This window comes from Streptomyces sp. NBC_01235 (assembly GCF_035989285.1).
In the GTDB taxonomy this organism is placed as follows: Bacteria; Actinomycetota; Actinomycetes; order Streptomycetales; family Streptomycetaceae; genus Streptomyces.
Map to the genome: position 1 here is coordinate 8,054,922 of NZ_CP108513.1, position 13,826 is coordinate 8,068,747.

Consider the following 13,826-nt stretch of genomic DNA (forward strand, 5'->3'; position numbering starts at 1 on the left):
TCACGCGCGTGGGTCTGTGAACCCACGCAGGCGCGTGTAGGCACGCAGGGAGGCATGTGTGAGGCCCCGGCCGGGGCTTCTCCGGGGAGACCCGGAGGGGTGCGGTCGGGGTTTTTCGCGTCCGTTTGCCGGTGTCGGGCGCTGAGGTCATGGTGGAGGGCATGGGGGAGCCGCGGAACCGCGGCACCTGCGGGAGCCACGCAGGCGTGGGAGCCGTGGGAGCCAACCACCGGAGGTATGGATGTACGTCGTGAAGAGCCCCCTGTCCGACGCCGACCTGAAGACCGTCTCCGAGGCGTTGCAGGGCGCGCTCGTCGATCTGGTCGACCTGTCGCTCGTCGCCAAGCAGGTCCACTGGAACGTCGTCGGGCCGCGCTTCAGGTCCGTGCACCTGCAGCTCGACGAGGTCGTGGATGTCGCCCGTGCCCACTCCGACACGGTGGCGGAGCGGGCCTCGGCGCTGGGCGTCTCGCCGGACGGTCGGGCGGTGACGGTGGCCGCCGGCAGTGGGATCGGTGCGGTGTCGGACGGCTGGGTCAAGGACACCGACGCGGTCGGGACGCTGGTCGCCGCGCTGGGCGCGGTGATCACCCGGATGCGGGAACGGGTGGCGGCCACGGGGGACGCGGATCCTGTGAGCCAGGACATCTTCATCGGGATCACCGCGGACCTCGAGAAGCATCACTGGATGTTCCAGGCGGAGAACGTGTGAGACATGTGGGGCGGCGGGGTGGGGCATTTCGGGTGGTGTGGTTGGCGTGGTGGGTGTGACGGGCTTGGCGGCGTGGGCGTGGGCGTGGCGGGCGGGGGCGCGTGATGCGCCGGTGTGCCGTCCGTGCGCCCTGCCGCGGGTGGGGGTGCGTTTGTAGCGTCGTCCTCTTCGGAGGTGCGTGGCTCTCTGGTGTCGTGACAAGGCTCGGGCTGGAGGTGACGGCCATGGCGGTGCGAATAGTGGGGCGGGGGGCCGTTCTGGGGCTCGGACTGGGGCTGGGCGCGGTGTGGTGGTGGGCGGTGGTGAGACTCACCGTGGCGCCCGACGCCGGAGCGCTGGAGGGAGCGGTCGCCGCCGGGGGGTGGGGGCTGAGCCTGTTGCCGGTGCACTGCGTGGCCAAGGCGCGGGCGGTGGGGGCCGTCGCGGAGGGTCGGTGGAGGGCTGCTTGGCGGGGGGTTGGGGAGGAGGTGAGGTCCGGGGATGGGGGTGTGGGGGCAGGTGCGGAGGGTGCGGTGGGTGAGGAGTGAAGGCGGTCGGTGGGATGGGGAGCTGGTCGAGGGTGGTGAGGGCGAGGGTGCCGGTGGGCGTGGGGATGATGACGGGTTCGGGGTTGGTGTGGGCTCTGCAGGTGGAGGCCCGGGGTAGGGCGTGAGCTCGAGGCAGCAGGCGGGGTCGGGGGAGGGTGTTGGGGAGGGGACCTGGGGCGGGGCGTGAAGTTGGGGCATGCGGGACCTGGGACGAGGGTGGGATCAGGTCTGGGAACGGGGTGGGCAGAGGCCGTCAAAGCGGCGGAGGAGCTGTTGGTTACCAAGGCATGGCCACGCCGCCGTTCGGGCGGAGGATCTGGCCCGTTGTGAACGCCGAGGCGTCCGAGGCCAGGTGGAGGACGGCGTGGGCGATGTCCTCCGGTTCGCCGACCCGGCCCAGCGGGGACATCCGGGACATGAGCGCCTCGGTGTGCGCCTGTGCGCCGGCGTCGTGGCGGTCGGTCATGGGGGTGCGGATCCAGCCCGGGGCGACGGCGTTGACGCGGATGCCGTACCGGCCGACCTCCGTCGCGAGAGTCTTCGTCAACTGGACCACGGCCGCCTTGGCGGCGCCGTAGCAGAGCAGCCCGGGGCCGCCGGTGTCCACGGCGCCGGAGGCCATGGTGATGATGCTGCCGCCGGTGTCGCGCGCCAGCATCAGGCGGGCCGCCTCCTGGCAGGCGTACAGCACGCCCTTGAAGTTGACGGCCAGGACCCGGTCCAGGTCCTCGTCCCGGGTCTCCAGGACCGGGCTGCTGTGCATGATCCCGGCGACCGCCGCCATGACGTCCAGCCGCTCGCAGGATTCGACGGCCTGACGGACCTGGACGCGATCGGTGACGTCGAGGTGGTGGGTCCGGGCGGTTCCACCCTGGTCCTTGATCAGCGTCGCCGTCTCGTGCAGGCCCTGCGTGTCGCGGTCCGCGCCGTGCACCGTGGCGCCTGCCTGGGCGAGGAGTACGGCGCAGGCGCGGCCGATTCCGCTCGCGGCGCCGGTGACGAATGCGGTGCGTCCGGTGAGGTCGTACGCCTTCACGGCCATGAAGGGACGGTACGAGGGTTTCTGACGGCCCGTCAATTGGGTGGACGTGTCAGCGGGCGGTGCGGAGGCGGCGTGTTGGCGGTGAGCCCGGTGTCGGGGCGGGGCCCGTTTGGCAGGCGGGGCACCAGTAGGTCGGACGCTCGCGGGAACCGTCGCCCTGGTCGGCCACGCGGACCGGTGTTCCGCAGCGCAGACAGGGGCGGGGTGCCCGGCCGTACACGAACAGGTCCTGGCCGCGGCGGCCCGTCGTGCTGCGGACCGGACGGTCGCGGTTGGCCTCCAGCAGCTTCTTCGCGAGGGCGGGCAGTTTCGCGGCGCGGTCGGCGGGGAGCGCGCCGACGGGGAGCCACGGGGTGGCGCCGAGGAGGAAGCAGAGTTCGCTCTTGTAGACGTTGCCGATGCCGGCGAGGTTGCGCTGGTCGAGGAGGGCCTCGCCGAGGGGACGGGCGGGGTCCGCGAGGAGGTTGACGAGGGCGCGCTCAGGGTTCCAGTCGGGCCCCAGCAGGTCGGGGCCGAGGTGGCCGACGGCTCGTTGTTCGTCGCTCGTGCGCAGCAGGTCGAGGACCGGGAGGCGGTAGCCGACGGCGGTGCGGTCGTGGGTGCCGAGGATCACCCGGATCTGGTGCGCCGGGCCGCCGGTCCAGCGCCGGCCGTTCGCGTACACCCTCCAGGAGCCGTCCATCCGCAGATGCGAGTGGAGCGTCAGGTCGCCTTCGATCCGGGTGAGGAGGTGTTTGCCGCGCGGGGTGACGTCCAGAACGGTGCGGCCGGTGAGGTCGGCCGTCGCGTACTTGGGGACCCGGAGGTCCGAGCGGGTCAGCACCTTTCCGGCGAGGGCGTCGTGCAGTCGCCTCGCGGCCTGCCAGACCGTGTCACCTTCGGGCATGGGTCAAGGGTGACATGGGGGAGCGCGCGGGGGTCGGGGGCGAGGTGATGGGAGCGGCGGGGACGCGACGGTCGGGACGTGGCGTTCGGGTGGGGCGGTCGGGTGGGTGGTTGTTGTCATGCGCGCAGTCGCAGACCCCGTGGGGTCGCGATGAAGCCCGCTCCTTCCAGGAGGCTGCCCAGGGGGGAGGTGAGGGCCGAGGCGCCGTTGACGCGCTCCACGGTCACCGTGCCGAGGGAGCCCGCGCGGGCTGCCTCGGCGAGGGCCTCCGCGGCGGCGTGCAGGCGTGGGTCGTCGGTGGGCGACTCCTCGCCGTCCGGGGTGGAGGGCCAGGCCAGCAGGGTCTTGCCGCCGCGTTCCATGTAGAGCGTCAGCTCGCCGTCGACGAGTACCACCAGGGAGCCGGCCTTGCGGCCCGGCTTGTGCCCGGCGCCGCTCGGTGGCTCGGGCCAGCCCAGGGCGGCGCCGTACGCGTTCGCCGGGTCGGCGGCGGCGAGAACGACGGCGCGGGAGGTCCGGGACGTGTCTCCGTTGCGGTTGCGGCCATGGGAGTGGCCGGGGTGGCCCGAGCCGTTCGGGAAACCGCGGCCACCGCGCGGACCGCCGGCGCCCGGGGAAGCGAGGTCCCGTGGGGACCCGTACTCTCCTGGCGCGGCGGGGGCACCTGGGGCGTCGAAGGGGGACGAGAAGGCGGTGTCGAGGCCGGGGAGGTCCCAGGCGTCGTCGGACGGGACGCCGTCGGGGAAGGTGAAGTCGTCCGACGCGCCCATCGCCGCGGGCGGGCCGGGCAGGGGCTCGCCGCGGTCCCGGGCGTTGGCCACCGCGCGCAGGCGGTCCACGGCACCGTCCATCGCGAACTGTGCGGCGCCGAGGCCTTCGACGACGTACCCGCGACGGGCCTGACCGCTCTCCTCGAAGACGGACAGGATGCGGTACGTCGCCGAGAATCCGCCCTCGACGCCCTCGGCCGCGACCGCGCCCCTGGTCACCACGCCGTGTCGGTCGAGGAGCGTGCGGGCGAGGGCGTGGGCGCGAACCGTGGGGTCGGGCTCGTGGGCGGGGAGGAGGGACCAGCGGCCGGCGACGGTCGGGGGGCCGCTGCGGGAGGCGGGGCGCGCCGCGGCCGTCAGTGAGCCGTAGCGGCCGCGGGGGACCGTGCGCTTGGCGCGGTGGGCCGTGGAGCCGGCCGTGCGGCCCGAGCCCAGCAGGGAGCGCATCGGGGCGAGGGTGTCGTTGGTGAGCCGGCCGGACCAGGACAGGTCCCAGACGGCGTCGGCGAGCTGGGGGTCGGTGGCGTCGGGGTGCGTGGTGGCGCGGACCTGGTCGGCGATCTGGCGGAAGAACAGACCGTAGCCCCCGGAGAGGGCGTCCAGGACGGACTGGTGCAGTGCCGTCAGCTCCAGGGGGTGGGGCGGGGGCAGCAGCAGGGGCGCCGCGTCCGCGACGTAGAGGGAGACCCAGCCGTCCTTGCCCGGCAGGGCGCCCGCTCCGGCCCAGACCACCTCTCCGGCCGCGGTGAGTTCGTCGAGCATCGCCGGGGTGTAGTCCCGTACCCGGGACGGCAGGACCAGCTTCTCCAGGGCCGAGGCGGGCACCGACGCGCCCTGGAGCTGCTCGACGGCGCGCACCAGTCCGTCGATGCCGCGCAGGGAGTGGCCCTTGCCGATGTGCTGCCACTGTGGCAGGAACTGGGCGAGCGCGGGCGGCGGGACCGGCTCCAGTTCGTGCCGCAGGGCGGCCAGGGAACGGCGGCGCAGCCTGCGCAGGACCGTCGCGTCGCACCACTCCTGGCCGATGCCTGCCGGGTGGAACTCGCCTTGGACGACGCGCCCGCTCGCCGCGAGCCTCTGGAGGGCACCGTCGGTCACCGCCACGCCCAGGCCGAAGCGGGCGGCCGCGGTGGTGGAGGTGAACGGGCCGTGGGTGCGGGCGTGGCGCGCGAGGAGGTCGCCGAGGGGGTCCTTGACCGGCTCCGTGAACGCTTCCGGCACGCCTACCGGCAGGGCCGTGCCGAGTGCGTCGCGCAGACGGCCGGCGTCCTCGATCGCAGCCCAGTGGTCGGCGCCCGCGATACGGACCCGGATCGCCCGGCGGGCGGCGGCCAGCTCCTGCGCCCAGTGCGGTTCGGCGCCACGCTCGGCCAGCTCGGTGTCGGTGAGCGGTCCGAGGAGGCGCAGGACGTCCGCGACACCTTCGGTGTCCTTCACCCGGCGGTCCTCGGTGAGCCACTGGAGTTCGCGTTCCAGTTCGGTGAGGACCTCGGCGTCGAGCAGTTCGCGCAGCTCCGCCTGGCCGAGCAGCTCGGCCAGCAGACGTGAGTCCAGGGAGAGGGCGGCGGCGCGGCGCTCGGCGAGCGGCGAGTCCCCTTCGTAGAGGAACTGGGCGACGTAGCCGAAGAGCAGGGAGCGCGCGAAGGGGGACGGCTCCGGGGTGGTGACCTCGACCAGGCGCACCTTGCGGGACTCCAGATCGCCCATCAGCTCCACGAGACCGGGGACGTCGAAGACGTCCTGGAGGCACTCGCGGACCGCTTCCAGGACGATCGGGAACGAGCCGAACTCGCTCGCCACCTGGAGCAGTTGGGCGGCGCGCTGGCGCTGCTGCCACAGCGGGGTGCGCTTGCCGGGGTTGCGGCGCGGAAGCAGCAGCGCGCGGGCCGCGCACTCGCGGAACCGGGCCGCGAACAGCGCTGAGCCGCCGACCTGGTCGGTGACGATCTGGTCGACCTCGCCCTTGTCGAAGACGACGTCCGCCGCGCCGACCGGCGCCTGCTCGGCGTCGTACTCCGTGCCGGCCTTCACCGGCTCCTGGTCGAGGAGATCCAGGCCCATGAGGTCGGCGTCCGGCAGTCGCAGGACGATGCCGTCGTCGGCGTGCATCACCTGGGCGTCCATGCCGTAGCGCTCGGAGAGCTTGGCACCCAGGGCGAGGGCCCAGGGGGCGTGGACTTGGGCACCGAAGGGGGAGTGGACGACGACCCGCCAATCACCCAGTTCGTCGCGGAAGCGCTCGACGACGATCGTGCGGTCGTCCGGGACGTGGCCGCAGGCCTGGCGCTGTTCGTCCAGGTAGGAGAGCACGTTGTCGGCCGCCCACGCGTCCAGACCCGCGGTGAGCAGGCGGAGCCGGGCGTCCTCCTTGGCCAGCGAGCCGACCTCGCGCAGGAACGCGCCCACCGCACGGCCGAGTTCGAGTGGGCGGCCCAATTGGTCGCCCTTCCAGAAGGGCAGGCGGCCAGGGACGCCCGGGGCCGGGGAGACCAGGACGCGGTCGCGGGTGATGTCCTCGATGCGCCAGGAGCTGGTGCCGAGGGTGAAGACGTCGCCGACGCGGGACTCGTAGACCATCTCCTCGTCGAGTTCGCCGACCCGGCCGCCGCCCTTCTTGGGGTCGGCGCCCGCGAGGAAGACACCGAAGAGGCCGCGGTCCGGGATCGTGCCACCGGAGGTGACGGCGAGGCGCTGGGCGCCGGGGCGGCCGGTGACCGTGCCGGCGACGCGGTCCCACACCACGCGCGGGCGCAGCTCGGCGAACGCGTCGGACGGGTAGCGGCCCGCGAGCATGTCCAGGACGGCCGTGAACGCGGACTCGGGGAGGGAGGCGAAGGGGGCGGCCCGGCGGACCGTGGCCAGCAGGTCGTCCACCTGCCAGGTGTCGAGCGCCGTCATGGCGACGAGCTGCTGCGCCAGGACGTCCAGCGGGTTGGCGGGGACCTTGAGGGACTCGATCGACCCTGCGCGCATCCGCTCGGTGACCACCGCCGCCTGGACGAGGTCGCCGCGGTACTTGGGGAAGACGACACCTGTGGACACCGCGCCCACCTGGTGTCCCGCGCGGCCGACGCGCTGGAGTCCGGAGGCCACCGAGGGCGGGGACTCGACCTGCACCACCAGGTCGACGGCGCCCATGTCGATGCCCAGTTCGAGACTCGAGGTGGCGACCACCGCGGGGAGGCGGCCCGCCTTGAGGTCCTCTTCCACCAGGGCGCGCTGCTCCTTGGAGACCGAGCCGTGGTGGGCGCGCGCGATGACGGGCGGGGCGCCCTGGGCCGCGCCCGAGCCGCCCATCAGTTCGGCGGGGGCGTGGTGCTCGTCCAGCGGCTCGCCGGTGGCCCGCTCGTACGCGATCTCGTTCAGGCGGTTGCACAGGCGCTCGGCCAGGCGGCGGGAGTTGGCGAAGACGATCGTGGAGCGGTGGGCCTGGACCAGATCCGTGATGCGCTCTTCCACGTGCGGCCAGATCGACGGGCGCTCCGCTCCCTCGGAGCCGTCGGCGACCGGGGAGCCGCCCAGCTCGCCCAGGTCCTCCACGGGGACGACGACCGAGAGGTCGAACTCCTTGCCGGATTTCGGCTGGACGATCTCCACCTTGCGGTGCGGGGAGAGGTAGCGGGCGACCTCGTCGACCGGGCGGACCGTCGCCGAGAGGCCGATGCGGCGGGCCGGCTTCGGCAGCAGTTCGTCGAGCCGCTCCAGGGAGAGCGCGAGGTGCGCGCCGCGCTTGGTGCCGGCGACCGCGTGCACCTCGTCCAGGATCACCGTCTCGATGCCGGTCAGCGCGTCGCGCGTGGCCGACGTCAGCATCAGGAACAAGGACTCGGGGGTCGTGATCAGGATGTCCGGCGGACGTGTGGACAGCGCTCGGCGCTCGGCGGGCGGGGTGTCGCCGGAGCGGATGCCGACCTTGACCTCCGGCTCGGGCTGGCCGAGGCGCACGGACTCCTGACGGATACCGGTCAGGGGGCTGCGCAGATTGCGCTCCACGTCGACCGCGAGGGCCTTGAGGGGGGAGACGTACAGGACACGGCAGCGCTTCTTCGGGTCGGCGGGCGGGGGTGTCGAGGCGAGCTGGTCCAGGGCGGCGAGGAAGGCGGCCAGGGTCTTGCCGGAGCCGGTCGGTGCGACCACGAGCACGTCCGAACCCTCGCCGATGGCCTGCCACGCGCCCGCCTGGGCCGCGGTGGGCGCGGAGAACGCCCCCGCGAACCAGCCGCGGGTCGCGGGGGAGAAGCCGTCGAGGGCTCGGTGTGCGGAGCTGACCATGCGTCCATCCTGCACCCAGCCACTGACAATGGCTCTGACCTGCGGGTGTGCGGGTGTGCGGGTGTGCGGGTGTGCGGGTGTGCGGGTGTGGGTTGGGGGTGCGGATGGGGTGTGCGGGTGGGAGGCGGGTACGAGTGCGGGTGCGTGGGGGCTGGGCGGGGTGGTCCGGTCGTCGCGGAGAATGGGGGGTATGGCGGGTTCGGATGAGCTGGCGCGGCACTGGCGGTATGCCGAGCTGCCTGGTGTCGATCTGCTGCGGGCCCGGTACGTCCGCAAGACCTTCGTGCGGCACACCCACGAGCACTTCGTGATCGCTGCCATCGCCGAGGGCGTGGAGGTCTTCCACCATCGCGGGGCCGATCAGCACGCGGGGGCGGGCGCGCTCGCGCTGGTCAATCCGGACACCCCGCACACAGGTCGGGCCGGGGTACCGGAGGGGTGGCGGTACGGAGCCGTCTATCCGTCGCCCGACGTGGTGGCCGGGATCGCGGCCGAGACGACGACCCTCCGCGGTACCCCCGGGTTCATCCGTCCCGTCCTCGACGATCCGTACACCGTCGGGTTGGTGCATCACGTGCTCCGAGCCGCCGAGGAGGGCAACGCGCTGGCCGCCGACACACTGCTGCGGGTGGCTGTGACGCGGTTGCTGCGGCTCAACGGCGGACCGCTGCCGCAGCGAGAGGTGCGGACGGCCGGGGCGCGGATCGCCGCACGCGCGCGTGCCGTGCTGGAAGAGCGGCTGGCCGATCCGCCGACGCTGGAGCAACTGGCCGGGGACCTGGGAACCAGTTCGTTCGCACTGTTGCGGGCCTTCCGGGACGTGTACGGGCTGCCGCCCCACGCCTGGCTGACCGATGCCCGCGTACGGCGGGCGCGGCGGCTGCTGGACGCGGGAACGGCACCCGCCGAAGCGGCCGTCGCGGTGGGGTTCACCGACCAGCCGCACCTCAACCGCCACTTCGCCCGGATCGTGGGAGTCCCTCCGGGGGCGTACCAGCGTGAGCGCAAGAACGTACAAGACGCGCCACGGCAGTGGCTCCTACCGTCCGGGTCGTGGCAGAACAGACAGCACTCACAGACGTATGGGCCGACGGTCGGGGAAGGCCTGACGCCGTCGTCGTACGGGACGCCCTCGGGGTCGGGATCGCCGTAGGACTCTCCGGGTTCGCCTTCGGGGTGACCTCGGCGGGCAGCGGACTCTCGCTGTGGCAGACCTGCGCGCTCAGTCTCCTGGTGTTCACCGGCGCGTCCCAGTTCGCGCTCGTCGGCGCGCTGGCGGCGGGTGGCAATCCGCTGACGGCTGCCGCGGGCGCCTTCTTCCTGGGCGTGCGCAACGCCTTCTACGGGCTGCGTCTGTCGCAGTCGCTGGCCCTCCCGCGCGCGGTACGCCCGTTCGCCGCCCATTGGGTGATCGACGAGACGGCGGCGGTCTCGCTGGCCCAGCACGGGAGGCGGGGCGCCCGGATCGGCTTCGCCGTCACCGGGGTGAGTCTTTACGTGCTGTGGAACCTCACCACGCTGCTGGGCTCGCTGGGCGCCGAGGCCATCGGGGAGACGGACGCGTGGGGGCTCGACGCGGCCGGACCCGCCGTCTTCCTGGCGCTGCTCGCGCCCATGCTGAAGACCACCGCCGAGCGGGCCGTCACCGGGCTCGCGGTGCTCCTGGGGCTCGGCCTGCTGCCCGTTCTGCCCGCCGGAGTGCCCGTTCTGGCGGCCGCGCTCGCCGCCCCGCTCGTCCTGTACCTCGAAGGCCGGCACGCGGTCGGCCGGGACGACTCGAGAGAGGGGGAGCGTTGAACACCTGGATCGCGATCGGTGCGACCGCTCTCGGCTGCTACGCCGTCAAGCTCGCCGGACTGCTCGTCCCCGCAGGCCTTCTCGAACGACCTCTGGTCAGGCGGTTCGCGGCCCTGCTCCCCGTCGCCCTGCTCGCCGCCCTCACGGCACAGCAGACCTTTGCCGACGGGCACGCGCTCGTGCTGGACGCGAGGGCCGCGGGGCTCACCGCGGCCCTCGTCGCCATCATGCTGCGGGCTCCCTTCCTGCTGGTCGTCGGGGCCGCCGTGGTGGTGACGGCGGGGGTGCGTGCCATGAGCGGGTGAGGGGGCAAGGGGGAGGGGGAGTGAGGTCCTGCGCGGACGCCGGACGCCGGACGCCGGACACCGGACGCCGCGGGACGTGGTCCGGCCCGGGTCAGCCGATGGGGCGGCCGTAGGCCCTCAGGGTGCGCAGGGCCTCGATCGTCACCATGGGGCGTGCCTCCAGGGCCGTGCCGGGCGCCCAGCGGCGCCAACGGACCGGCCAGCCGCCGTCCTTCTGCTGCTCGTCGGCGAGATGGTCCAGGCAGCGTGTCATCTCGTCGTCGGTGAACCACGCGCGCGCGAGGGAGTGCGGTGTCCGGGCGAAGTCGTACGGGAAGTGGTGCTCGCCGGGCGCGTACCCGGGGGCGACCGGATACGCGTCCAGGTGGTCCGGGTCCAGCGCGGCGAGCCGCTGCGCGCGCACCAGGCGGCCCAGGCGGTCGGCGGCCGCCTCCGCGCGCGGGCGGTCGGAAGCGGAGTCCAGGAAGGTCACCGCGGCCTCGACCTCGTAGGGATGGGACCGCTCCAGGGAGTCCACCGCCTGCCAGCAGAAGTCCGTGGCCCTGAACAGCCAGGCGTGCCACACGTCGTTGCGGTGCAGCAGGCCCACCACCGGCCCGGTGGACAGCAGTTCGCTGGGCGGGTCGTCCACGATCGGGATGAAGGGGGCCGCCGGGTACCCGCGCTGGCTGGGATGGATCGCCGGCAGCGCGCCCTCGCCGGTGGAGACGGAGGTGAGATAACGGCACACCTGCTCCACGCGCCGACCGCCGAGGCGCCCGATGGAGTCCAGGACACGCAGCGCGCGCACGGTGTGCAGGGGCTGGCTGACGGGGCCGCGCAGATCGGGCTCCAGCGCGTGGCCGTATCCGCCGTCCTCGTTGCGGTAGGCGTCGAGGGCGGTCTCGACGGGATCGGCGGAGCCGTGGAGGAAGTCGTGTGCGAAAAGGCGCTGCTCCAGCACGCGCGCGGTGAGCCAGACGAAGTGCTCGGCGCGGAAGAGCGGGGAGTGCGCCGGGGGCGTCGGGGGGAGTGGGAATGCTCCGGATTCGGCCATGGTCAGACCGTAGGGCGGAAAGCGGTCTCGACAGGCGGTCCTGGCAAGGGGCACCCCCGGGCGCGGGATACTGGTGTCATGCGGTTGACGGTCTTCTGGCAGCGGATGGACGAGCACTTCGGTACGGGGTACGCCGAGACCTTCGCGCGCGATCACGTGATGGCGGAGCTCGGCGGGCGTACGGTGCACGAGGCGCTGGCGCACGGCTGGGAGGCCAAGGAGGTGTGGCGCGTGGTGTGCGCGGTGATGAACGTTCCGCAGGAGATGCGCTGATCCGTCACGAAGATCGTAGGCGGCTCTCCGGTTGTCGGTGGCGTAGGCGAGACTTGGTCCGTGGCACCCACTGACGAGACCGGGCAGGCCCCCCGGCACGCATCCCCGCCCGGCACGACGCCGCCCACCGGGCTGCCCCCGGCCGACGGCGGAGCCGCGCAGGGCGCGCGCATGCCGAGCTGGCTTCCGCGCGCCATGGTGCTCGCGCTCGCTCTGTTCGGTGCGTTCCAACTGGGCACCTGGGCCTTCCACCAGCTCATCGGCCTGCTGCTCAACATACTGATCGCGTTCTTCCTGGCCCTCGCCATAGAGCCCGCGGTCAGCAGGATGGCCGCTCGCGGGATGCGCAGGGGACTCGCCACCTTCCTGGTCTTCTTCGGCCTGCTGATCGTGGTCGCCGGCTTCTTCACGCTGCTCGGCTCGATGCTCGCGGGACAGATCATCAAGATGATCGAGGGCTTCCCCGAGTACCTCGACTCCGTGATCAACTGGGTCAACACCACGTTCCACACCAACCTCAGGCGCGTGGACATCCAGGAGGGGCTGCTCCACTCCGACTGGCTGAGGAAGTACGCCCAGAACAGCGCCGCCGGTGTTCTGGACGTCTCCACGCAGGTCCTCGGCGGTCTCTTCCGGCTGCTGACGATCGCCCTGTTCTCGTTCTACTTCGCCGCCGACGGACCTCGCCTGCGTCGCGGGCTGTGCTCCGTCCTGCCGCCCGCCAAACAGGCCGAGGTGTTGCGCGCGTGGGAGATCGCCGTCGACAAGACCGGCGGATACCTGTACTCGCGCGGGCTGATGGCCTTGATCTCCGGCGTGGCGCACTACGTGTTGCTGGAGGCCCTCGGCATCCCGTACGCGCCCGTCCTCGCCGTCTGGGTGGGCGTGGTCTCGCAGTTCATCCCGACCATCGGCACCTATCTCGCGGGCGCCCTGCCCATGCTGATCGCCTTCACGGTCTCACCCTTGTACGCCCTGTGGGTGCTGATCTTCGTCGTGGTCTACCAGCAGTTCGAGAACTACGTGCTGCAACCCAAGCTGACCTCGAAGACCGTCGACATCCACCCAGCCGTCGCCTTCGGCTCGGTCATCGCCGGCACCGCACTCCTGGGCGCCGTCGGCGCGCTGGTCGCCATTCCGGCCGTCGCCACGCTCCAGGCGTTCCTGGGCGCCTACGTGAAGCGCTACGACGTCACGGACGATCCCCGCGTCCACGGGCACCGGGGCCGCGGCGAGGGGCCGGGACCGCTCACGCGCGCGCGGGCGCTGTGGGCGCGGATGCGGGACCGCGCGGGCAGCGGGTCTCGGGAGGGATCCGGCTGACGGCCGGAGCGGGCGTCACTACGTGAGGACGGCCCACACCCCGGCCGCGGCGACAGCCGCCGTGTAACAACCCACCGCCGCGGCCACGATCCGCCACCGCACGGTCTCGCTCCAGGGTGTGCGGGACAGCAGCCGGGCCGGCGCCGGCAGGACCAGAACGGCGTGCAGGCCGACCCCGTGCAGGGGTTGAGCGGGGCCGTCGAGTGGTACGCGGCCTCCTGGTGCCCCGTGCGGGCGAGCACCACACCGCGCGCGATCATCGCCGCACCCGAGGCGAGCGCGACCAGCAGGATCGCGAAACCGGAGCGCACCGGGAGGGCCATCGAGGCCGGGCCCGTCGGCCGGTGCCGGAAGGACGCCACGGCGAACACGGTGAGCAGCACCACGAGGACGCCGCCGCCGACCGCGAGCGTCATGGACACCGCCGTGTCGAACGGCGTCTCCATGTCCAGGTGCGAGGGCACTCCCCGCCACGCCTGGAGGGTGATGCCCCCGACCTCCACGACGCAGTCGGCGGCGAACACCCCGAGCAGCGCGGTACGCAGGCGCGGTCCGACGCGCACGTACGACGTGATCCGGACGACCGCGAGGAGCGTCACCCCGAAGGAGAGCCCGAAGGTCACCGGCTTGCGCCAGGAGACCGGCCCGTTCCAGGGACCGCCGTCGACGGCGAACACCACGAGGTGGACGAGGCCGGAGAGGATCAGCAGGAGCGCGGTCGCCTCGCAGACGCGGTACAGCGGGTTCAGGGGCGGGCCCGGATGCCCGGTTCCGGCTTTGCCGTGCGTCTGCGTGGTCATCTGCTCGTCCATGCGCCGAGCGTCCCGGCTGAGTCGTGCGCCGTCGTCGTCCGGCCGAAGACACCCGCCGTACGCCCGGGGAA

At 72.9% G+C, this 13,826-nt stretch carries 10 protein-coding genes and 1 pseudogene; 6 read left to right on the forward strand and 5 right to left on the reverse strand.

Going from position 1 to position 13,826, the window contains the following annotated elements; all coding sequences use genetic code 11:
• Nucleotides 1-241: 241 nt before the first annotated feature.
• Nucleotides 242-712: a Dps family protein gene (locus OG289_RS36335; protein WP_327318264.1), complete on the forward strand. Its 471-nt coding sequence runs from the start codon at nucleotides 242-244 to the stop codon at nucleotides 710-712.
• Nucleotides 713-1,516: 804 nt separating this feature from the next.
• Here the strand turns inward: OG289_RS36335 and OG289_RS36345 are convergent.
• The 3 genes from OG289_RS36345 to OG289_RS36355 form a co-directional block, all read right to left on the reverse strand.
• On the reverse strand, nucleotides 1,517-2,281 hold the full coding sequence (locus OG289_RS36345) for an SDR family NAD(P)-dependent oxidoreductase (protein WP_327318266.1): 765 nt from the start codon (nucleotides 2,279-2,281) through the stop codon (nucleotides 1,517-1,519).
• Between the two features lie 49 nt (nucleotides 2,282-2,330).
• A complete protein-coding gene (locus OG289_RS36350; RefSeq protein ID WP_327318267.1) occupies nucleotides 2,331-3,167 on the reverse strand; it encodes an Fpg/Nei family DNA glycosylase in 837 nt (278 codons plus the stop codon).
• Between the two features lie 116 nt (nucleotides 3,168-3,283).
• Nucleotides 3,284-8,209 carry an ATP-dependent helicase gene (locus OG289_RS36355; RefSeq protein WP_327318268.1) on the reverse strand — a complete coding sequence of 1,642 codons (4,926 nt, stop codon included), beginning with the start codon at nucleotides 8,207-8,209 and terminating at the stop codon, nucleotides 3,284-3,286.
• A 190-nt stretch (nucleotides 8,210-8,399) separates the two neighbouring features.
• Between OG289_RS36355 and OG289_RS36360 the strand changes: the two genes are divergently transcribed.
• From OG289_RS36360 to OG289_RS36370, 3 genes are read left to right on the forward strand one after another with little or no spacing between them, the layout of a single operon-like run.
• Nucleotides 8,400-9,362, forward strand: coding sequence for an AraC family transcriptional regulator (locus tag OG289_RS36360; RefSeq protein WP_327318269.1), 963 nt, complete (start codon nucleotides 8,400-8,402; stop codon nucleotides 9,360-9,362).
• Nucleotides 9,263-10,006 (forward strand): AzlC family ABC transporter permease, encoded by a 744-nt coding sequence (locus OG289_RS36365; RefSeq protein ID WP_327318270.1) that lies wholly within the window; start codon nucleotides 9,263-9,265, stop codon nucleotides 10,004-10,006. Before OG289_RS36360 ends, OG289_RS36365 begins: the two co-directional genes overlap by 100 nt.
• A complete protein-coding gene (locus tag OG289_RS36370; protein WP_327318271.1) occupies nucleotides 10,003-10,311 on the forward strand; it encodes an AzlD domain-containing protein in 309 nt (102 codons plus the stop codon). Before OG289_RS36365 ends, OG289_RS36370 begins: the two co-directional genes overlap by 4 nt.
• 91 nt (nucleotides 10,312-10,402) lie before the next feature.
• Here OG289_RS36370 and OG289_RS36375 read toward each other — a convergent pair whose 3' ends face one another.
• Nucleotides 10,403-11,347 (reverse strand): hypothetical protein, encoded by a 945-nt coding sequence (locus tag OG289_RS36375; RefSeq protein ID WP_327318272.1) that lies wholly within the window; start codon nucleotides 11,345-11,347, stop codon nucleotides 10,403-10,405.
• 78 nt (nucleotides 11,348-11,425) lie between these two features.
• Here OG289_RS36375 and OG289_RS36380 point away from each other — a divergent pair, with 78 nt between their 5' ends.
• Nucleotides 11,426-11,620 carry a DUF3046 domain-containing protein gene (locus tag OG289_RS36380; protein ID WP_327318273.1) on the forward strand — a complete coding sequence of 65 codons (195 nt, stop codon included), beginning with the start codon at nucleotides 11,426-11,428 and terminating at the stop codon, nucleotides 11,618-11,620.
• 60 nt (nucleotides 11,621-11,680) lie between these two features.
• On the forward strand, nucleotides 11,681-12,943 hold the full coding sequence (locus OG289_RS36385; RefSeq protein WP_327318274.1) for an AI-2E family transporter: 1,263 nt from the start codon (nucleotides 11,681-11,683) through the stop codon (nucleotides 12,941-12,943).
• An 18-nt stretch (nucleotides 12,944-12,961) separates the two neighbouring features.
• Here the strand turns inward: OG289_RS36385 and OG289_RS36390 are convergent.
• A pseudogene (locus OG289_RS36390) lies at nucleotides 12,962-13,743 on the reverse strand (hypothetical protein).
• Nucleotides 13,744-13,826 lie beyond the last annotated feature (83 nt).